The organism is Micromonospora sp. C28ISP2-4 (assembly GCF_030519385.1).
Lineage (GTDB): Bacteria > Actinomycetota > Actinomycetes > Mycobacteriales > Micromonosporaceae > Micromonospora > Micromonospora tulbaghiae.
This window is the reverse complement of sequence record NZ_JAUMKG010000005.1, coordinates 192,798-211,809: the sequence shown is the minus strand read 5'-3', so window position 1 is coordinate 211,809 and position 19,012 is coordinate 192,798. Positions and strand designations below refer to the sequence as shown.

Below are 19,012 nucleotides of genomic sequence, written 5' to 3'. Positions count from 1 at the left end.
GTCCGCTTCTGCGAGGACGGAACCGCACAGTGCCCGACACCATCACGCTCACCGGCCGACCACCGTCGGCCTCGCACCTGACCCTGTCGCAGATCATGGACCAGCACCACACCAACCTGATGGGCACGGTCCACGGCGGGCGCATCCTCAACCTGATCGACTCCGTCGCCGGGGTGGTCGCCGCCCGCCACTCCGACGGGCCGGCCGTCACCGCCGCCATCGACGAGACCGCGTTCCTGCGCGCGGTACGCGTCGGGGACGTGGTCCACGTGGACGCCCGGATCACCTGGGCCGGCCGCAGCTCGATGGAGGTGGCGGTGAAGGTCAGCGCGGACCGGTGGGACCGCGCGGTGCCGCCGGTGGACGTGGCGACCGCGCACCTGGTGATGGTGGCGGTCGACGACGAGGGGCAGCCCCGGCCGGTGCCGCCGCTGCGTACCGAGACCGACGGCGACCGGCGGCGCTACCGGGAGGCGCAGATCCGGCGCGAACACCGGCTGGCGCTGCGCCGGGCGCTGCTCGACGGCGCCGGGGAGGGCTGAGCGGTGCTCGGACTGTCAGCGGCCACGCTCGCGGGTTACCTGGCCGCGATCGTGGTGCTCATGCTCACCCCGGGGCCGGACATGATGTTCGTGCTCGCGAACGCCACCCGGTACGGGGCACGGGCCGGGGCGGTGGCGGCGCTGGGTGTCGCGGCCGGGGAGGCGGTGCACGTCGCCGCCGTGGTGGCCGGGCTCGCCACCGTCATCGCCGCGTCCCCGGTGCTGTTCACCGCGATCCGGTGGGGCGGTGCGGCGTACCTCATCGTGCTGGGCCTGCGGGCGCTGCGCGGCGCCGGCCGGCCCGGCGCCCCGGCGGACCGGCCGGACGGCGGCGCCGGGCGGGCGTTCCGGCGCGGGCTGCTGACGAACCTGCTCAACCCGAAGATGATCCTGTTCAGCGTGGCGTTCCTGCCGCAGTTCGTCCACCCCGAGGCGGGTCCGGTGGGGGCGCAGCTGGTGCTGCTCGGCGCGCTGTTCGTCGCGGTGCAGCTCACAGTGGACCTGGCGCTCGGGGTGGGCGCCGGTCGGTTCGCGAGCCGGTGGGGCGACAGCCGCTGGTCGCGGCGCGTCGACCGGCTCTGCGCTGTCGCCTTCGTCGCGCTCGGCGTCCGGCTGGCCGCCGGCTGACGGGCGGCCCAGGCTCCGGCTCAGCCGGGGTGCGCGGCCGGCTCCCGGGGCGCCGCCGCGACCGGCGCCCCGGGCGCGGCCGGTCGCTCGCGGTCCAGGTGCAGGCGCAGCAGCACCCAGCCCAGTGACACGCCGCCGATGAACACGTACGCGGGCTGCGTGCCGAACGTGTCCCAGCAGGTGTGCAGCGTGACGGCGGCGGCGAAGGTGAGCAGGAACGCCGCCAGCCTGCGGCCGCCGGGCGCGGCGGCGAACGTGAACAACGCGGCGGCGGTCAGCCCGGTCCACGCCAGGTGCGCGGCGGGCGCGGTGAGACCGCGCACCAGCAGCGTCCGCTCGACCGCGCCGAGGCTGCCCTCCGACCCGACGAACGCGGCGAACGCGTAGCCCATGGTCTCCAGCGCGGCGAACCCGGCGCCGGAGGCGACACCGATCACCAGTCCCTGCGCCGGGGACGGGTGCCGCAGCCACAGCAGCAGGATGCCGGCCGGCACGATCAGCTTGGCGGTCTCCTCGGCCAGGCCGACGAGCGCCATCGGCAGGACGCCGAGGCGGTGCAGCGTGCCGTACTCCAGCCAGCCGGCGGCGACCACGCCGATCACGCCGCCGAGGAGCGCGGCGACGCCGACGACGGAGCCGGGGACCGGGCGGCGGGCCGGCCGCCCCTGGGCGAAGGCCAGGAACGTGGCGGGCGCGACGGAGGCGCCGAGCACGATCAGCGCGGGCACGAACGTGACGGTCCCGGTGCCGGCGAGTGTCTCCAGCACCAGCAGGTGGAGCCCGACGCCGACGAGCAGGACCGCCACCCACGCCCAGCGGCGCCCGGTATTCCCCATACGCCGAGTATCGCGCCCGCCGCGACGCGCCGGAATCGGGGGTGGGCACTGTGGACGGTGAGATCCATCCGACACGCCGACACGACATGTGGTGTTGCCTAATCCCCCGCACCGCCATATATGGTGGTGCCGCAGCTGGTTCGGCCGAGCCCTCCCGGGCGGAGCCGAGGCAAGAGGGAACCCGGTGCAAGTCCGGGACTGCCCCGCAGCGGTGAGTGGGAACGACAGCCGTCAACAGCACTGGGCCACCGGCCTGGGAAGCGACGGCCGGTAGGCGACCGGCGACCCCGGTCTGGCCCGCGAGTCCGAAGACCTGCCAGCGCGCCGTACGCCTCCGCGTACGGCGGTCGGAGGTCGCGCGGGACGACCGACGCCAGCAGCCGGGCCGGCCGTGCGCCGCGCCCGTTGGCGTCTCCCGCCGTCTCCAGACGGTGACAGCGAGGAGAGGTCATGACTGTCGTGCAGGAGAGCCCCCCGCCCGGGGCCGCCGGGTCCGAGGCCCGCCGGCCGGCGATGCGGGTACGCAAGCGGGACGGCGACACCGAGCCGGTGGACGTCGGAAAGATCGTCCGGGCGGTCGAGCGCTGGGTCGCCGACCTGGACGAGGTGGACCCGCTGCGGGTGGCCACCAAGACGATAAGCGGGCTCTACGACGGGGCGAGCACCGCCGAGCTGGACCGGTTGTCGATCCAGACCGCGGCGGAGCTGATCGGCGAGGAGCCGCAGTACTCGAAGCTGGCAGCGCGGCTGCTGGCCGCATACGTGGACAAGGAGGTCCGCGGTCAGGGCGTCGCGAGCTTCAGCCAGTCGATCGCGTACGCGCACGGGCTGGGGCTGATCGGCGACGAGACGGCTGCCTTCGTGGCCCGGCACGCCCGCAAGCTCGACGACGCCGTGGACCCGGGCGGCGACAGGCGGTTCGAGTACTTCGGACTGCGTACGGTCGCGGACCGCTACCTGCTGCGGCACCCGCAGTCGCGGCTGGTGGTGGAGACGCCCCAGTACTGGCTGCTGCGGGTGGCCTGCGGGCTGTCCCGCACCCCGGGCGAGGCGGTCGGCTTCTACCGGCTGATGTCCAGCCTGGCCTACCTGCCCAGCTCCCCCACGCTGTTCAACTCCGGCACCCGGCACACCCAGATGTCGTCGTGCTTCCTGGTCGACTCGCCGCGCGACGAGCTGGACTCGATCTACGAGCGGTACCACCAGGTGGCGAAGCTGTCCAAGTTCTCCGGCGGCATCGGCATCTCCTGGTCGCGGGTGCGCGGCCGGGGCGCGCTGATCCGCGGCACCAACGGCCGGTCCAACGGCATCGTGCCGTTCCTCAAGACGCTCGACGCCGGGGTCGCGGCGGTCAACCAGGGCGGCCGGCGCAAGGGCGCGGCCTGCGTCTACCTGGAGCCGTGGCACCCGGACGTCGAGGAGTTCCTGGAGCTGCGGGACAACACCGGCGAGGAGTCGCGGCGTACGCACAACCTCAACCTGGCCAACTGGATCCCGGACGAGTTCATGCGCCGGGTCGAGGCCGACGGCGAGTGGTCGCTGATCGACCCGTCGGACGCCCCGGAGCTGCCCGACCTGTACGGCGAGGCGTTCGACGCCGCGTACCGGGCGGCGGAGAAGAACGCGGTGCGCACGGTGAAGGCCCGGGACCTGTACGGGCGGATGATGCGCACGCTCGCGCAGACCGGCAACGGCTGGATGACGTTCAAGGACGCCGCGAACCGGCTGTCCAACCAGACCGGTGAGCCGGGCAACGTGATCCACCTGTCCAACCTGTGCACCGAGATCCTGGAGGTCAACGACGACGCCGAGACGGCGGTGTGCAACCTCGGGTCGGTGAACCTCGGCGCGCACGTCACCGCCGACGGCGTGGACTGGGAGCGGCTGCGCGACACCGTCCGCACGGCTGTGGCGTTCCTCGACCGGGTGATCGACATCAACTACTACCCGGCCGAGCAGGCGGCGGCGTCCAATCCGCGCTGGCGGCCGGTCGGGCTCGGGCTGATGGGGTTGCAGGACGCGTTCTTCACGCTGCGCCTGCCGTTCGACTCCGCCGAGGCGAAGGAGCTGTCCACCCGCGTGCAGGAGGAGATCCTGCTGACCGCGCTGGAGACCTCCGCCGGGCTGGCCGAACGGTTCGGGCCGCATCCGGCGTACCCGCAGACCCGGGCCGCCAAGGGTGACCTGCACCCGGACCTGTGGGGCGCGGAGCCGGCGCAGACCGGGCGGTGGGCGGCGCTGCGCGAGCGGATCGCCGCCCACGGGCTGCGCAACTCGCTGCTGGTGGCGATCGCGCCGACCGCCACCATCGCCTCCATCGCCGGCTGCTACGAGTGCGTCGAGCCGCAGGTGTCCAACCTGTTCAAGCGCGAGACCATGTCCGGGGAGTTCCTCCAGGTCAACACGTACCTGGTGCGGGAGCTGAAGGCGCGCGGGCTGTGGACGCCGCAGGTCCGCGACCGGATCAAGCGGGCCGAGGGCTCGGTGCAGGACATCACCGAACTGCCGGCGCCGGTGCGGGAGCTGTTCCGCACCGCCTGGGAGCTGCCGCAACGGGCGCTGATCGACCTGGCCGCCGCACGGGCGCCGTTCGTCGACCAGTCCCAGTCGCTGAACCTGTTCCTGAGCGCGCCGACCATCGGCAAGCTCTCCTCGATGTACCTGTACGCCTGGAAGGCCGGGCTGAAGACCACCTACTACCTGCGTTCCCGTCCCGCCACCCGCATCCAGCAGGCCACCGTCGCGCCGGTGCTCGCCCCGGTCTCCGGTGTGGTCTCCGCCGTGAGCGACGACGAGGCGCTGGCCTGTTCCCTGGAGAACCCCGAGAGCTGCGAGGCATGCCAGTGACCACCACCGCACCGACCCGGCACATGCTGCTCGACCCCGGCATGGACCTGACCCTGCGGCCGATGCGCTACCCGCGCTTCTTCGACCGGTTCAAGGACGCCATCAAGAACACCTGGACGGTCGAGGAGGTGGACCTGCACTCCGACCTGGCCGACCTGGCCGAGTTGTCGGCGGCCGAGCGGCACCTGGTGTCGCGGCTGGTGGCGTTCTTCGCCACCGGCGACACCATCGTCGCCAACAACCTGGTGCTCAACCTCTACCAGCACGTCAACTCCCCCGAGGGCCGGCTCTACCTGTCCCGGCAGCTGTTCGAGGAGGCGGTGCACGTCCAGTTCTACCTGAACCTGCTCGACACGTACGTGCCGGACGAGAAGGAGCGGTTCGCCGCGTTCGCCGCGGTGGAGAACATCCCGTCGATCGCCCGTAAGGCCGAGTTCTGCTTCCGGTGGATCGACTCGATCTTCGAGCTGCGGGAACTGCGGACCCGGGCGGACCGGCGCGCGTTCCTGCTCAACCTGATCTGCTTCGCCGCGTGCATCGAGGGCCTGTTCTTCTACGGCGCGTTCGCCTACGTCTACTTCCTGCGGTCCCGGGGCCTGCTCAACGGGCTGGCCTCCGGCACCAACTGGGTGTTCCGGGACGAGTCGATGCACATGGCGTTCGCCTTCGACGTGGTGGAGACCGTACGCGCCGAGGAACCGGACCTGTTCGACGACGAGATGGAGCGGCAGGTGAAGGAGATGCTGGCCGAGGCGGTGGAGTGCGAGGTGAGCTTCGCCGAGGACCTGCTCGGGCAGGGCGTACCGGGGATGTCGCTGGCCGACATGCGCGAGTACCTCCAGCACGTGGCCGACCGGCGCCTCGCCGTGCTCGGCATCGCGCCGATGTACGGCAGCGGCAACCCGTTAGCGTTCATGGAGTTGCAGGACGTGCAGGAGCTGTCCAACTTCTTCGAGCGCCGGGTGTCGGCGTACCAGGTCGGGGTGACCGGCTCGGTCACCTTCGACGACGACTTCTGACCGGCGCCCCCGCCCCGGCCGTCACGGCCGGGGCGGGACCGGGCTCTCACCGGGCAGCGCCGTCGCCCGGACCCGCCCGATCAACGCCACCACGGCGATCGCCATCACGGCCACCACCACGAACGCGCTGCGCAGGTCCAGCGCGCCGGCGAGCAGGCCGATCACCGGCGCCGCGAGCAACGCGCCCGGCCACTGGCCCATCGCCACCACCGAGACGCCCTCACCCGAGGTGAGGCCCGGCTGCTCGCCGGCGAAGCCGAGCACCGTCGGGGTCACGCACGCCAGGCCGAAGCCGAGCAGGCCGAAGCCGGCCATCACCGCGGCCGGATGGGGGTACGCCACCGGCAGCGCCACGCCGACCGTGGCGACGAGCGCGGACAGCCGGACGAAGCGGATCCGCCCGAACCGGCCGGCCAGCCGGTCGCCGACCAGCCGGGCGACGGTGGCGGCCAGCGACAGGCAGGTGTACGTGGCCGCTGCGAGCACCGCGGCGGCGCCGGCCACCTCGGTCGCGTACAGCGCGCTCCACTGTGCGCCGGCCATCTCGATGAACGAGGCGAGGAAGGCGATCACCGCGAGCAGCAGCAACTGCGGGGTGAACCGGTCGCGCAGGCGCCGCCGGTCCTCGCCGTCCTTAGTCTCCTGCCGGGGCGTGTCGGGCAGCCAGCGGTGCGTGCCGACCAGCAGCGCGCCCAGCAGGACGCTGGTGACGGCCATCTGCGCCGACGGGGACATGCCGATCGCCGCGGCGCCGGTGCCGCAGAGTCCACCGACCAGCATGCCGATGCTGAATCCGGCGTGGAAGGTGGACAGGATGGGCCGCCCGTACCGCTTCTGCACCTCGACCGACTGGGCGTTCATCGGCGTGGCCAGCAGGTTCGCCGCGAAGCCCCAGACCGCGAGCCCGCCGACCAGCGCCACCACGGTGGTGGACGCGGCCAGCAGCGGCGCGTTGACCAGGATCAGCGCGGCCCCGGCCAGCGCCAGCCGGCGGGTGTTGATCCGGCTGATCAGCACCGCCACCACGACCAGCGAGACCAGCTCCCCGGCGTTCGTGGCGATGTTGGCCAGGCCCCAGCCGGTGTTGCCGACGCCCACCGCGTCCCGCACCTCCGGCACGCGTGCCGACCACCCGCCGATGGCCAGGCCCATGATGACGAAGAGCAGCGCCACCGACCAGCGGGCCCGCACGGCCGAGCGTGGCACCGGCGGCGCGGGCTGCTCCGTCGTGTGCTGGTTCGTCGAGGTGTCCGTCATGGTCGTCGTACCTCTCTCGATCGGTCCGTCGGAACTCCTACCCGATCGCGTGGTCGAGGAAGCACGCACCGTCAGGAAGGCGTACCCGTTCCGGGGTGGTGCCCGGGTCGGTGACGAGCGCCGAGACCACGGCGACGTAGTCGTCGATCAGCCCGCGTACCAGGTCGTCGCCGAAGACGCCCCGGTTGCGGATCACCACGCCGCCGGCCCGGTCGTCGTCCACCACGACGATCGGTGAGCCCCGCTTGACCCAGACGGGCAGGCACTCGGGCGGCACGTCGGCGGCGACCACCGGCGGCGGCGTGCCGGGCGCGGCCCGCGCGGTGATGTCGACCGGCTCCACCCGCAGCTGCGGGCAGTGCAGCACCGGCGACGCCGACGCGGCGGACTGGAACCAGGCGTCGAACAGGTGGTTGTCCGGCCAGGGGCGGATCGCCGCGAAGTCGGGCCGGACCGCCCGGGCCAGCCGGTGGAACGCGGTGGCGTGCGCGACGGCCCCGGCCAGCGAGGCGTGCGCGGCGTCGACCACGGCGCTCATCGGCGCGTCCGGCGCGACGTCGACCGGCAGGTAGACGTTGTTCGTGAACTGACCGACGAGCTGCCGGGACAGCCGGCTCTCCCGGCCCAGCGTGGTGGTGCCGAGCACCACCCGGGACCGGCCGGCCCGCCGCGACAGCAGCACCAGGTACGCGGCGAGCAGCAGCACGTACGGGCTGGTGCGGGCCCGCCGGGCGGCCGGGCGCAGCCGCGCGGTGATCTCGGGTGGGAACGCGAAGCGGGTGGCCACCTCGGCGCTGAGCGCGACGTCCGGCGCCGGCGGCGACGCCGGGAAGAGCTGGTACGGCTCCACCGGGCGCAGCCGGTGCCGCCAGTACGCGGCCCGGGCGGCGGCGTCGACGCCGTTGCCGGCCTGCTCCGCCTCCTGCAGCGCGGCGAGCGCGGTGGGGTCCACGCCCAGCGGCGGCTGCGGATCGGCCGCGCCGAGCCGGGCCGCGTACGCGTGGCACAGGTCCTCCACCACGACGCGGCACGACCAGCCGTCGGAGACCATGTGGAAGAAGCACAGCGCGAGCACGTGCTCGGTCTCGGAGAGCCGGACCAGCGCGGCCCGCCACAGCGGCGCCCGGCCGGGGTCGAACGCGTCGTTGCGGTGCGCGTACGCGATCCGCTCGACGCGGGCCTGCTGCTCGACCGGCGGCAGTCCGGACAGGTCGACGTACTCCAGCGGCGACTCCACGTGCGGCAGGATCCGCACCTCGGGCTCCACGCCGATACGGTCGAACCGCATCCGCAGCGCGTCGTGCCGGTCCACCACGTCCTGCATCGCCTGCCGCAGCACGTCGACCCGCAGGGTGCCCCGCAACCGGCGGAACTCCACCACCACGAGCCGTGAGGCGCCGGGGTGAGCCGGGTCGAGCGCGGTCATGAACTCCCACATCATCTGCTGGCCGGGGGCCAGCGGGAACGTCGTCGGCACTGCCACTCCCCCCGTCAGGCCGCCACCGGCGGCGCGGCCACCGGCGGGACCGGTCGACGGTCCACCTCGTCCGGTCGGTGGTCCGCCGCGTCCGGCTGGTAGTCCGCCTCGTCCGGCGCGCGGAAGCCGGTGAAGAGCAGGTCGGGGCGGCCGAGCCGGAGCGAGGTGACGAACGCGGCACCGTCGAAGAGCGTCTCGACGGCCGCGCAGGCCATCGACTCGGCCACCGCGCGCGGCCCCCGGTCGCCGCCGAGCCGGCCGGGTGTCTTCGCGGCGATCACCGCGGCCGCGACGGCCGGCACCGCGAGCAGGCTGCGCCCCCCGCTGCGCCGTGCGGTCAGCAGCCCGGCCAGGGCGGTCACGGCGAGCGTGCTGGCGGTGTTGAGCACGAACCGGCGCCGGTGCGGGTGGGCGAGGCAGAGCCACTGCTCGGAGCGCCCGTACGTGGTGAACCGGTAGGCGACCGCGCGGAACGTGTCGGCCACGCCGGTGTCGTGGGTGACCACCCCGTCCGGGTCGGCGAGCAGCGCGTAGCCGGCGTCGGTGAGGAGCAGACCGAGGTGCAGGTCCTCCCCGCCCAGCGGCATCGGGGAGTCCTCCGGGAATCCGCCGACCGCCTCGAAGACGGAGCGCTTCACCGCCAGGTTCGCGCTGGCGCCCCAGGACACGCGCTCGTAGTGCAGCGGCCGCGTCAGGTCGCCGAGCAGCAGGTAGGAGCGGCGCATCACGCGGAAGAACGCACTGTCGCCGGGCTCGACGATCACCGGGCCGGTGACGCCGGCGACCTCCTGGCCGGAGGCGCGCAGCCGGGCCGCGTACCGGGTGATCAGGTCGGCCGGCACGCGGCAGTCGGAGTCGGTGAACAGCAGCAGGTCGTAGCGGGCCTGCCGGGCGCCCAGGTTCCGTTTGGCCCCGACGTGCCGGGGCCCGCGCAGGTAGCGGGCGCCGTACTCGGCGCAGGCGGCGCGGTGCGCGGCGGCCGCCGCGGGCGCCGAGTCGTCGACTACCACCACCTCCACCGGCTCGGGGCAGTTCGGGGCGGCGTCGCGCAGACTGCGGAGCTGGCGGCGCATCTCCGCCACCCGGTCCTTGACCGGGATGACGACGGAGACGCCACGCGCGACGGCGCGAGGTTCGGTCGGTTCGCCCACAGGCGATGCGGATCGGCTCATGCCCCGAGGTTCGACCACCGGGATACAACACCGATACACGGCGCCGGCCGTGCCGGCTATCGCGTGTGTACCGCCGATGTATCGATGGGCATCAAGGTCGAAGGCATGACGACCTCCATCCCCCTCGACCGGCGGCTCGCCGTGGACGGTGGCCGGCCGGTCCGCCCACCGGACCGCCCGTGGCCACGCTGGCCGATCCCCGCGCCGGACGCCGCCGGCAATCTCTCCGCGGTGCTGACCGGCGGCCGGTGGGCGATCAGCAGCCCGTCCGTCGGCGACACCGCCCTGTTCGAGCGACGCTTCGCCGCCGACTTCGCCCGTTACGTCGGCACCCGCCACTGCGTACCCGTCGACCACGGGTCGAGCGCCCTGGTGGTGGCCCTGGAGTCACTCGGCCTCGGCTACGGCGAGACGGTGCTCGTACCGGCGCTGACCTGGACCGCCTCCGCGACCGCCGCGCTGCGCGCCGGCCTGGTCCCGGTGCTCGTCGACGTCGACCGGGACACCGGCTGCGTCGGGCCGGACGACCTCGACCTGTCGGTGGGCCCGCGTGCCGTGGTCGCCGTGCACTGGGCCTCCAACATGGCCGACGTGCCGGCGCTCGACGCGGTCACGAAGCCGCGCGGCATCTCCGTCGTGGAGGACTGCGCGCAGGCCCACGGCGCCACCTGGGAGGGCCGTCAGGCCGGCTCGCTCGGCCGGCTCGGCTGCTTCAGCTTCCAGCACGGCAAGGTGCTCACCTGCGGTGAGGGCGGGGCCGTGGTCACCGACGACGACACGCTCGCGCCGGTGCTCCAGGAGCTGCGGGCCGACTCGCGCCGCTACCGCGGCGACCGGACGCCGGCCGGCGAGCTGGACCTGGAGGAGAGCGCCGGCGTGCAGGGCGCCAACTTCTGCCTGAACGAGTTCTCCGCGGCGGTGGCGTGCGCGCAACTGACCACGCTGGACGAGCAGCACGGCATCCGCAACCACAACTACCGCCTGCTCGGCGAGATGCTGACCGACGTCGACGGCGTCCGGCTGCTGCGACCGGCGGCGGGTCAGACCCGCATCTCGATCTACGAGGGCACGATCGTCTTCGACGAGTTGCCGGCCGGCATGGACAACGCCGCCGTGGCCGCCGCGCTCACCGCCGAGCTGGGCCGGCGCTTCTACTGCACCGACGAGCCGCTGCACCGCAGCCGGCTGCTCCAGCCGTGGACGAAGCCGCTGCTCGCGCCGCTGGCCGAACGCTTCGCGGCGATCCACCGGGAGCGCACGTACCCGAACACCGAATGGCTCGCCGCCCACACCGTCCAGACGCACCACAGCACCTTCCTCGGCACCGAACAGGACATGGAGGACATCGCCGCCGCCGTGGCCAAGGTGCTCGCCCGCTGATCCGCGCCGCCACCGGCGCACCCAGAGAAGGAGTCTTCCCGTGACCGTCACCCATCGCGAGACCTCGCACGCCCCGACCTCGTCCCCCGAGACGGACGCGCCCGTCGGCGTGTGGCTCAACGGCGCCCGCGGTTCGGTCGCCACCACCGCGATCACCGGTCTGCTGGCGCTGCGCGCCGGCATGGCCGACTCGACCGGCTGCGTCACCGACACCGGCATGCTGCGCGACGCGCCGCTGGCGAGCTGGAACGACCTGGTCGTCGGCGGGCACGACATCGTCGACACGCCGCTGGAGAAGAAGGCCGAGTCGCTCGTCGACTCCGGGGTCATCCCGGCGCCCGTGCTGGCCGCCGTGCGGGGCAGCCTGCCCGAGGTCGAGCAGAACCTGCGCACCGGTTACGACGCGCGTACCGAGACCGCGCCGCTGGCCGAGGTGGTCGACCGGCTGGCCGGCGACATCGAGGAGTTCCGCGACCGCCACGGGCTGTCCCGGGTCGTCGTCATCAACGTGTCCTCGACCGAGCCGCCGGCCGACCACCGGCCCGAGCACGACGACCTGGACGCGCTGACCCGCGCCATGGCCGACCCGGACGACAAGGCGCTGCCGGCGAGCTCCGTGGTCGCGTACGCGGCGTTCCAGGCCGGTTGCGGCTTCGTCGACTTCACCCCGTCCACCGGTGCCCGGCTGCCCGCGCTGGAGATGATGGCGCAGCGGGAGCGCGTGCCGTTCGCCGGCTCCGACGGCAAGACCGGGGAGACGCTGCTGCGTACCGCCCTGGCGCCGATGTTCACCTCCCGCGCCCTGCACGTGCTCTCCTGGGCCGGGGTCAACCTGCTCGGCGGCGGCGACGGCGCGACGCTGGAGGATCCGCGCAACGCCCGCAGCAAGCTCAGCTCGAAGTCGGGCGTGCTGCCCGCGCTGCTCGGTGAGGACGTCACGGCCCCGCTGCACATCGACAACGTGCCGGACCTCGGCGACCACAAGACCGCGTGGGACCACGTCTCGTTCGAGGGGTTCCTCGGCGTCCGGATGTCCATGCAGCTGACCTGGAGCGGGGTGGACTCGACGCTGGCCGCGCCGCTGGTGCTCGACCTGGCCCGGCTGACCGCCGCCGCGCACCGCGCGGGGCACGTCGGCCCGATCGAGGAGCTGGGGTTCTTCTTCAAGGACCCGATCGGCACCGACGAGCACGCGCTGACCGAGCAGGCGCAGGCGCTCGCCGCCTGGGCCAACGGGCTGGACGGCCGCGGCGACAGCTGACCTTCGCACCGGCCGCCGGCGCGGCACCGTCCGCGCCGGCGGCCCCGCCCCACGTATCCGCATCGAGGAGTCCCCATGTCCCACCACGTCCCGAACGCGCCGGACCGGCCGAGCACGGATCCGGTGTGGACACCGATCCTGACCGGTCTGCACGCGACCGCGCTGGACTGTCTCCAGACGAGCTTCGCCCTGCTGGCCGACCACGCGAACGGATCCGGCAGCCACCTCGCCCTCGGCGCCCGCTACGGGTTCCGCACCCGGGACCAGGACGGCCTGGTCACCGTCGAGGCGACCTCGGACGACCGGGCCACCGAGGCGGTCGACCTGCTCGGCCTGCGGGTCGAGGGCCGGTGGATGCAGCTCGACGGCCCGCAGGTGCGCCGGCTGTGCGCGCCGGGCCAGCCGCTCTACGTCACCGCCGACGCGTACGACCTGCCGTGGTGCCCCTACCACGAGCACGAGCACATGCGGCACAGCTTCCTCGTCGCGGCCGCCGGGCCGGACGAGGTCACAGTGGTCGACGCGTACCACAACGACACCGCCTGGGGACCCGCGCGGCCCGGCGTGTGGCGGCTGCCCGACGCCGCGTTCGACGCGGCGCTGGCCGGCGGCGCGCACACGCTCGCGGTGACGGCGCACCCGGCCCCGGCGATCGACGTGCCCGCCATGCTCGCCGGCAACGCCGCCCGGGCCGGACGGGCCCGCCCGGAGATCGACAGCTACCTGGCCCGCACCGCCGCCGCAGTGGACACGGTGGCCGGGCTGCACCGCTTCGTGCTCGACGTCTGGCTGCTGGCCCGTGCCCGCGACCTGCACGAACGCTGGCTCGCCGCGGTCGCGCCGGAGGCCGCCGCCGCGCTGGCCGGGCAGGCCGCGCGCTGGCAGCAGCTCGCCACGCGCAGCTACGTGGCGCTGCGGCGGGCCCAGGCGGGCCGGCCGGCCGCGCCGGAACTGGCGGACGCGCTCGGCGCGCTGATCGCCGAGCACCTGGCCGCGCTGGAGTCGATCGCCGGACCGGCCGCCGCGCCCTGCGACGACGCCGCGCCGTGCGCGCCGGACAAGGCCGGTGACGACGGTGTACGCGCGGCGGTGCTCGGTGCGCTCGGCGACACCCTGGACCTGGACGGCTCGACCCTGCGCACCACCGACGTGCTCCGCGAGCTGCCCGGCTTCGACTCGTTCCGGCTGGTCGACGTGATCGACCGGGTCGAACGGCGGCTCGGCGTCGAGGTTCCGGCCACCGCGCTGTCCGCGGCCGACCTGCGCGACGTCGGCTCCCTGTGCGCCATGTTCGGCGCCGCCACCGGAGGTGCCCGATGAGTACCGAACTGCTGCACGACCTGCTGGACCGCACCGCCGACGCGCGCCCCGACGCGCCCGCCGCCGGGGACGGGACCGTCGAGCGCACGTACCGTCAGGTGCGGGCCGACAGCCTGCGCCTGGCCGGCTGGCTGCGCGGGCAGGGCGTCCGGCGCGGCGACCGGGTGCTGGTGGCGCTGCCCACCGACGCGACCCTGCCGGCGCTGCTGTACGCGGTCGCCCGCACCGGCGGTGTCTTCGTCGTCCTGCGCACGCCGGCCCCCGAGGTCGCCCTCGCCCACGTGCTCGACGACGCCGAGCCCGGCCTGGTCCTCACCGACGACCCGGTCCTGGCCGGCCTGTCCCGCGCCCGCGGGGTCCCGGTGCGCGGCGCGGCCGAGGCACGCCGCGCCGCGTCCGCCGCGGCGATCGGCGCCGCCGCCGACGGCCCGGCCCCGCTCGCTGTCGACCCGGTCTGCCTGATCTACACCTCCGGCAGCACCGGCATGCCCAAGGCCGTGGTCTCCACGCACGCCCAGGTCACGTTCGCCGTCCGGGCGATCCAGTCGGAACTGCGCTACCGGCCCGACGACGTGGTGCACGTCCTGCTGCCGCCCTCGTTCGACTACGGCCTCTACCAGATCTTCCTCAGCACCGTCGCCGGTGCCCGGCTGCGCCTGGGCGACGCCGGGGACACCGGTGGCCGCCTGCTGGCGACACTTGTCGAGTCCGGCGCCACGGTGCTGCCCTGCGTACCGTCGCTCGCGATCAACCTGCTGCGGCTGCTCGGCCGGACGGGCGCGCCGCGCCCGCCGCTGCGCCTGCTCACCAACACCGGGGCCGCCATGCCGCCGGAGGTGCTGGCGGGCCTGCGCCGGCTGCTGCCCGGCCTGAGCGTCCAGCTGATGTTCGGCCTCACCGAGTGCAAGCGTGCCGCGATCATGCCGCCGGACGCCGACCTGCGCCGCCCCGGCGCCTGCGGCCGGGCGCTGCCCGGCACCGAGATCTTCACAGTCGACGCCGAGGGGCGGCGTCAGCCACCGGGCGTCCGCGGCGAGCTGGTGGTCCGCGGCCCGCACGTGATGGCGGGCTACTGGCGGCGGCCCGAGCTGACCGCGCAGCGGTTCCGCCGCGCGCACGGGCTGTTCCCGCAGCTGCACACCGGCGACCACGGTCACGTGGACGCCGACGGGTACGTCCACTTCGCCGGCCGGCGCGACGACGTCTACAAGGAGAAGGGCACCCGGGTCAGCGCCACCGAGGTGGAGGCCGCCGCGTACCGGGTCGACGGCGTGGACGCGGCCGGGGTGCTGCCGCCGGCCGACGGCCGCGACGGCGCGACGCTGTTCGTGGTGGCCGAGCTGACCCCCGCCGACGTGCTGCGCCGGCTGCGGGAACAGCTGGAGGAGATGAAGGTGCCGGCGCGCTGCGTCGTGCTGCCCGACCTGCCACTGACCGGCAACGGCAAGGTGGACCGGCGGGCGCTGGCCCGGCTGGCGGGTGAGCACAATGGCTGACCTGCCCTTCGACACCCCGGCGTACCGCTACGACCTGGCCCGGGTACGCGCCAACCACGCCACCCTGGTCGCGGCGCTGCCCGCACCGAGCCGGCTGTTCTACTCGCTCAAGGCCAACCCGCACCCCGCGCTGGTGGCGGCGCTGCACACGGCCGGCTGCGACGCGGAGATCTGCTCCGAGGGCGAGCTGGCCGCGGCGCTGCGGGCCGGCGTGCCGGGCGACCGGATGCTCTACACCGGACCGGGCAAGCGCGACGCCGAGGTGGCCGAGGCGGTACGCGCCGGTGTCCGCTGGTTCTCCGTCGACTCGCCCGAGGGCCTGGACCAGGCCGACCGGATCGCCGCCGCACACGGCGTGGAACTGCGGTGCCTGCTGCGGGTCAACGACCGGGTGCCCAACCCGGGCCAGGGGCTCACCATGACCGGCGTCGCCTCCCAGTTCGGCGCCGACGCCGACTGGATCGAGCGGGAACCCCAGCGGTTCCGCTCCCGCCCGTCGGCCCCGGTACGCGGATTCCACCTCTACACCGGCAGCAACGTCGACTCGGTGGACGCGCTGGTGGCCCAGTTCACCGCCGCGGCGCGTACCGCCCGGCGGCTGCGGGACCTGCTCGGCATCGACCTGGCCCTGCTCGACCTCGGCGGCGGCTTCGGCGCGCCGTTCGCCCGGCCCGGCCACAACGCGGACCTGACCGGTCTCGCCGACCGGGTCGCCACTGCGCTGGACGACCTCTTCCCCGGCTGGCGCGACGGCGCGCCCGCTGTGGCCTTCGAGTCGGGGCGTTTCCTCACCGCCACCGCCGGCACGCTGCTGACGCGCGTGCTGGACGTCAAGCGGTCGCAGGGCACGCCGGTAGTGGTGCTGGAGTCCGGCATCAACCACCTCGGCGGGATGTCCGGCCTGCGCCGGCTGCCGCCGCTCGTACCCGCCCTGCACGCCGCCGACGGCCGCGACGGCGCGCCGCTGGAGGCCGCGATAGTCGCCGGGCCGCTGTGCACGCCGCTGGACACCTGGGCCCGCGCCGCGAACCTGCCCGCCGTACGCCCGGGCGACGTGCTCGCCGTGCCGAACGTCGGGGCGTACGGCCTCTCGGCGAGCCTGCTGGCCTTCCTCGGCCACCCGGCGCCGGTCGAGGTCGTCTGCGACGGCGACCGCGTCGTCGAGACGTCCCGGCTGACCCTGACGCGGCACCCGGTCGACACGCCGGGCGCCACTGCCGAACCCCGAGAAGAAAGGTGACGTCATGAACGCCGAATTCACCGAGTTGCTCCGCCCGTTCCTCAAGTTCGCCGGCCCGGACGAGATCACCGAGGAGTCCCGCCTGCGCGATCTCGGCCTGGACTCCATGCGCGAGATCGAGCTGCTGTTCGCCATCGAGGACACCTTCGGGGTCGCCGTTCCCGACGACAAGCTGGTCGACTCCACCTTCGCCACGGCCGGCGGGCTGTGGGGCGTGGTCGAGGAGCTGCGCGCCCCGGTCGGCGGTGGTTCCCGATGACCGCGCCCGCCGGGTACGCCCCGGCCGTCGAGACCGTCGCCGACGTGGCGGCGGAGCACGCCCGCGAGGCCGACGAGAACGCCGCCTTCCCGACCGAGGCGCTGGCCGCCATGCGCCGTACCGGGCTGCTGGGGCTGCTGGTCCCGGCCGCCGAGGGTGGCGCCGGCGGCACGCTGCCGGACCTGGTCGACGTCACGCTGACGCTGGGCCGGGTGGACATGTCGGTGGCGATGGTCTTCGCCATGCACTGCCAGCAGGTCGCCGCGATCACCGCGTACGGCGGGGAGAAGCTGCGCGCCGAGGTGCTGCCCGCGGTGGCCCGGGGCGAGCGGTACCTCGGCTCGGTCACCACCGAGGCCGGCAAGGGCGGTCACCTGATGACCGCCGAGTCGACGCTGGAGCACGACGGCGAGATGCTGCGCGTCGACCGGCAGGCGCCGATCGTCACCGGCGGCCCGTACGCCGACGCCTTCCTGATCACCACCCGCGCCCCGGGGGCCGACTCGGCCGCCCAGGTGGACCTGGTCTACGCCGACCGGGACCAGGTGGAGATCGAGGTGACCGGCGGGTGGCGCCCGCTGGGCATGCGGGCCACGCACAGCGTGCCGATGCGGCTGCGCGGCGCGGTGCCGCAGTGGCAGGTGGTCGGCGAGCACGGCGGGTTCCGGGAGATCGCCACCACCGTCTTCGCGCCGCTGGCGCACGTCGGCTGGGCGGCGGCCTGGATCGGGGCGGCGGCCGGCGCGTACGGCCGGGTGCTGCGGCACGCCCGCAGCGAGGCGGGACGGCGGCAGTTCGCCCCCTCCTCCGAGCTGGTGCTGCTGCGGCTGGCCGGCGTCCGGGCCCGGCTGGACGCGGCGCACGCGCTGCTGCGCCACACCGTCTCCGTCGTCACCGGCGCGCCGGACATGTCGGCCGCACCTGTGCAACTGCTGCTCAACACGCTGAAGATCCGTGCGGCCGAGGAGTCCTTCGCCGCCGCGCACGAACTGGTCGAGCTGGCGGGCCTGCGTCACGGCTACCTGACCGACTCGCCGCTGACGCTGGAGCGCACGTTCCGGGATCTGCGCTCGGCCTCGCTGAACTACGCGAACGACCGGCTGCGCCTGGCCAACGGGGCGCTGTCGCTGCGCGACCCGGGGGTGCGTCTTGCCTGAGCCGACCCCGACCCCGACGCCGACCGGCGGGGACCGGGCCGCCTCCGTGCGGGCTGCCCTGTCCGGAGTGGACAGGGCCGACCCCGGCGCCGTGTGGCGCGCGCTGGGCGCCGCCGGGATCGTCGAGGCGCTCTACCCGGACGGCGCGCAGCCGGACCCCCGGCGGCTGTCGGCGCTGCTCACCGAACTGGACGCCCGGTGCCCGCTCGGCGTGACGCTGTCGGTCTGCGTCCAGGTCGCCACGGTGCTGCCGCTGCTGGCCGGCGCGACCGGGCCGGCGGAGCGCGTGCGGCGCGGGATGCTGCGCGGCGAGACGGTGGTGGCGCTGGCCGTCACCGACGCCGCCGGGTCCGGCTCGGACCTGCTCGACGCCGCGACCCGGGTGAAGCTGGGCGACGACGGCGCCGTCCTGGACGGCGGAAAGGACTGGATCACCAACGCGACGAGCTGCGACGCGGCGCTGGTGCTGGCCCGGCACCGCGAGGCGCGGCACTTCACCAGCTTCTGCTGGCTGCTGGTGCCGGCCGACGCGCCGGGCGTGACAGCCGGGTCCGCCGGCCGGGCGTTCGCCGGATCCGGTGTCGGCCACCTGCGCTTCACCGGCGTGGAGCTGGGCCCGGATGCCGTGCTGGGCCGCCCCGGCCGGGCGCTGGCCGGGTTCGCCCGGCAGGTCGGCGTCGAACGGGTCGCCGGTGCGCTGTGGGCCCGGGCGATGTGCCACCGGATGCTGGCGGGCCTGCGGGACTGGCTGCGGCGGCGACCGGCCGGGGCGGGCACGCTGTGGGACCGCCCGGCGGTCCGCGAGCGGTACGCCCGATGCCTGGTCGCCACGCACCAGCTCGACGCGCTGTGCGCGCCGCTGCTGGACGCGCCCGCCGCCGTCCCGTCCGCGGTCACCGGGATGCTGCTCAAGGTCAGCGCCGCCGAGACCGTGGACCGGGTCGCCGCCGAGGCGGTGCGGCTGCGCGGCGCGGACGCGTTCCGCGACGGCGGCGAGGCGCAGCTGCGCACCGAGGCGGCCATGTTCGGCATCGCCGGTGGCGCCACCGGCGCGATGCTCGCCGGCATCGCCGACCACGCCGACGAACTGGCGGGCGCGGTGACCTGAGCGTCCCGTGCCGG

16 protein-coding genes and 1 riboswitch are annotated in these 19,012 nt (G+C 74.5%); of the genes, 12 read left to right on the top strand and 4 right to left on the bottom strand.

Going from position 1 to position 19,012, the window contains the following annotated elements; translation table 11 throughout:
- The first annotated feature begins 29 nt into the window (after window positions 1-29).
- Together Q3W68_RS19800 and Q3W68_RS19795 are read left to right on the top strand one after the other, a co-directional pair.
- Window positions 30-542 carry an acyl-CoA thioesterase gene (locus Q3W68_RS19800; RefSeq protein WP_302906858.1) on the top strand — a complete coding sequence of 171 codons (513 nt, stop codon included), beginning with the start codon at window positions 30-32 and terminating at the stop codon, window positions 540-542.
- A gap of 3 nt (window positions 543-545) precedes the next feature.
- On the top strand, window positions 546-1,169 hold the full coding sequence (locus Q3W68_RS19795; RefSeq protein WP_302906857.1) for a LysE family translocator: 624 nt from the start codon (window positions 546-548) through the stop codon (window positions 1,167-1,169).
- Window positions 1,170-1,189: 20 nt separating this feature from the next.
- Here the strand turns inward: Q3W68_RS19795 and Q3W68_RS19790 are convergent, their stop codons facing one another.
- Window positions 1,190-2,005: a PrsW family glutamic-type intramembrane protease gene (locus Q3W68_RS19790; RefSeq protein WP_302906856.1), complete on the bottom strand. Its 816-nt coding sequence runs from the start codon at window positions 2,003-2,005 to the stop codon at window positions 1,190-1,192.
- Window positions 2,006-2,124: 119 nt separating this feature from the next.
- A riboswitch (cobalamin riboswitch) is annotated at window positions 2,125-2,341 on the top strand.
- A 177-nt stretch (window positions 2,342-2,518) separates the two neighbouring features.
- Between Q3W68_RS19790 and Q3W68_RS19785 the strand changes: the two genes are divergently transcribed.
- The gene (locus Q3W68_RS19785) at window positions 2,519-4,852 is read left to right on the top strand and encodes a ribonucleoside-diphosphate reductase subunit alpha (RefSeq protein WP_302907148.1); all 2,334 of its coding nucleotides are present in this window, start codon (window positions 2,519-2,521) and stop codon (window positions 4,850-4,852) included.
- Complete coding sequence (locus tag Q3W68_RS19780) at window positions 4,843-5,871, top strand: ribonucleotide-diphosphate reductase subunit beta (protein WP_302906855.1); 1,029 nt, start codon at window positions 4,843-4,845, stop codon at window positions 5,869-5,871. The genes Q3W68_RS19785 and Q3W68_RS19780 overlap by 10 nt, the downstream gene beginning before the upstream one ends.
- Before the next feature lie 21 nt (window positions 5,872-5,892).
- Here Q3W68_RS19780 and Q3W68_RS19775 read toward each other — a convergent pair whose 3' ends face one another.
- Genes Q3W68_RS19775 through Q3W68_RS19765 form a run of 3 tightly spaced genes read right to left on the bottom strand, consistent with a single transcriptional unit; the run spans window position 5,893 to window position 9,777 of the window.
- Window positions 5,893-7,128, bottom strand: coding sequence for an MFS transporter (locus tag Q3W68_RS19775; RefSeq protein ID WP_302906854.1), 1,236 nt, complete (start codon window positions 7,126-7,128; stop codon window positions 5,893-5,895).
- A 37-nt stretch (window positions 7,129-7,165) separates the two neighbouring features.
- Window positions 7,166-8,605, bottom strand: a complete 1,440-nt coding sequence (locus Q3W68_RS19770; RefSeq protein WP_302906853.1) for a condensation domain-containing protein — start codon at window positions 8,603-8,605, stop codon at window positions 7,166-7,168.
- Between the two features lie 14 nt (window positions 8,606-8,619).
- The gene (locus Q3W68_RS19765; protein ID WP_302906852.1) at window positions 8,620-9,777 is read right to left on the bottom strand and encodes a glycosyltransferase; all 1,158 of its coding nucleotides are present in this window, start codon (window positions 9,775-9,777) and stop codon (window positions 8,620-8,622) included.
- Between the two features lie 105 nt (window positions 9,778-9,882).
- Here Q3W68_RS19765 and Q3W68_RS19760 point away from each other — a divergent pair, with 105 nt between their 5' ends.
- The 8 genes from Q3W68_RS19760 to Q3W68_RS19725 all read left to right on the top strand — a co-directional run bounded on the left by Q3W68_RS19760 (window position 9,883) and on the right by Q3W68_RS19725 (window position 18,998).
- Entirely contained in the window at window positions 9,883-11,157 is a 1,275-nt protein-coding gene (locus Q3W68_RS19760; RefSeq protein WP_302906851.1) for a DegT/DnrJ/EryC1/StrS family aminotransferase, read from the top strand.
- Window positions 11,158-11,197: 40 nt separating this feature from the next.
- On the top strand, window positions 11,198-12,418 hold the full coding sequence (locus Q3W68_RS19755) for an inositol-3-phosphate synthase (RefSeq protein WP_302906850.1): 1,221 nt from the start codon (window positions 11,198-11,200) through the stop codon (window positions 12,416-12,418).
- Window positions 12,419-12,493: 75 nt separating this feature from the next.
- Complete coding sequence (locus Q3W68_RS19750; protein ID WP_302906849.1) at window positions 12,494-13,738, top strand: acyl carrier protein; 1,245 nt, start codon at window positions 12,494-12,496, stop codon at window positions 13,736-13,738.
- Window positions 13,735-15,234 carry a class I adenylate-forming enzyme family protein gene (locus Q3W68_RS19745; protein WP_302906848.1) on the top strand — a complete coding sequence of 500 codons (1,500 nt, stop codon included), beginning with the start codon at window positions 13,735-13,737 and terminating at the stop codon, window positions 15,232-15,234. Before Q3W68_RS19750 ends, Q3W68_RS19745 begins: the two co-directional genes overlap by 4 nt.
- Window positions 15,227-16,474, top strand: coding sequence for an alanine racemase (locus Q3W68_RS19740; protein ID WP_302906847.1), 1,248 nt, complete (start codon window positions 15,227-15,229; stop codon window positions 16,472-16,474). The genes Q3W68_RS19745 and Q3W68_RS19740 overlap by 8 nt, the downstream gene beginning before the upstream one ends.
- Before the next feature lie 4 nt (window positions 16,475-16,478).
- Window positions 16,479-16,733, top strand: coding sequence for a phosphopantetheine-binding protein (locus tag Q3W68_RS19735; protein ID WP_091425090.1), 255 nt, complete (start codon window positions 16,479-16,481; stop codon window positions 16,731-16,733).
- Entirely contained in the window at window positions 16,730-17,890 is a 1,161-nt protein-coding gene (locus tag Q3W68_RS19730) for an acyl-CoA dehydrogenase family protein (RefSeq protein WP_302906846.1), read from the top strand. Before Q3W68_RS19735 ends, Q3W68_RS19730 begins: the two co-directional genes overlap by 4 nt.
- Window positions 17,883-18,998 carry an acyl-CoA dehydrogenase family protein gene (locus tag Q3W68_RS19725; RefSeq protein ID WP_302906845.1) on the top strand — a complete coding sequence of 372 codons (1,116 nt, stop codon included), beginning with the start codon at window positions 17,883-17,885 and terminating at the stop codon, window positions 18,996-18,998. Before Q3W68_RS19730 ends, Q3W68_RS19725 begins: the two co-directional genes overlap by 8 nt.
- The last annotated feature ends 14 nt before the right edge of the window (window positions 18,999-19,012 follow it).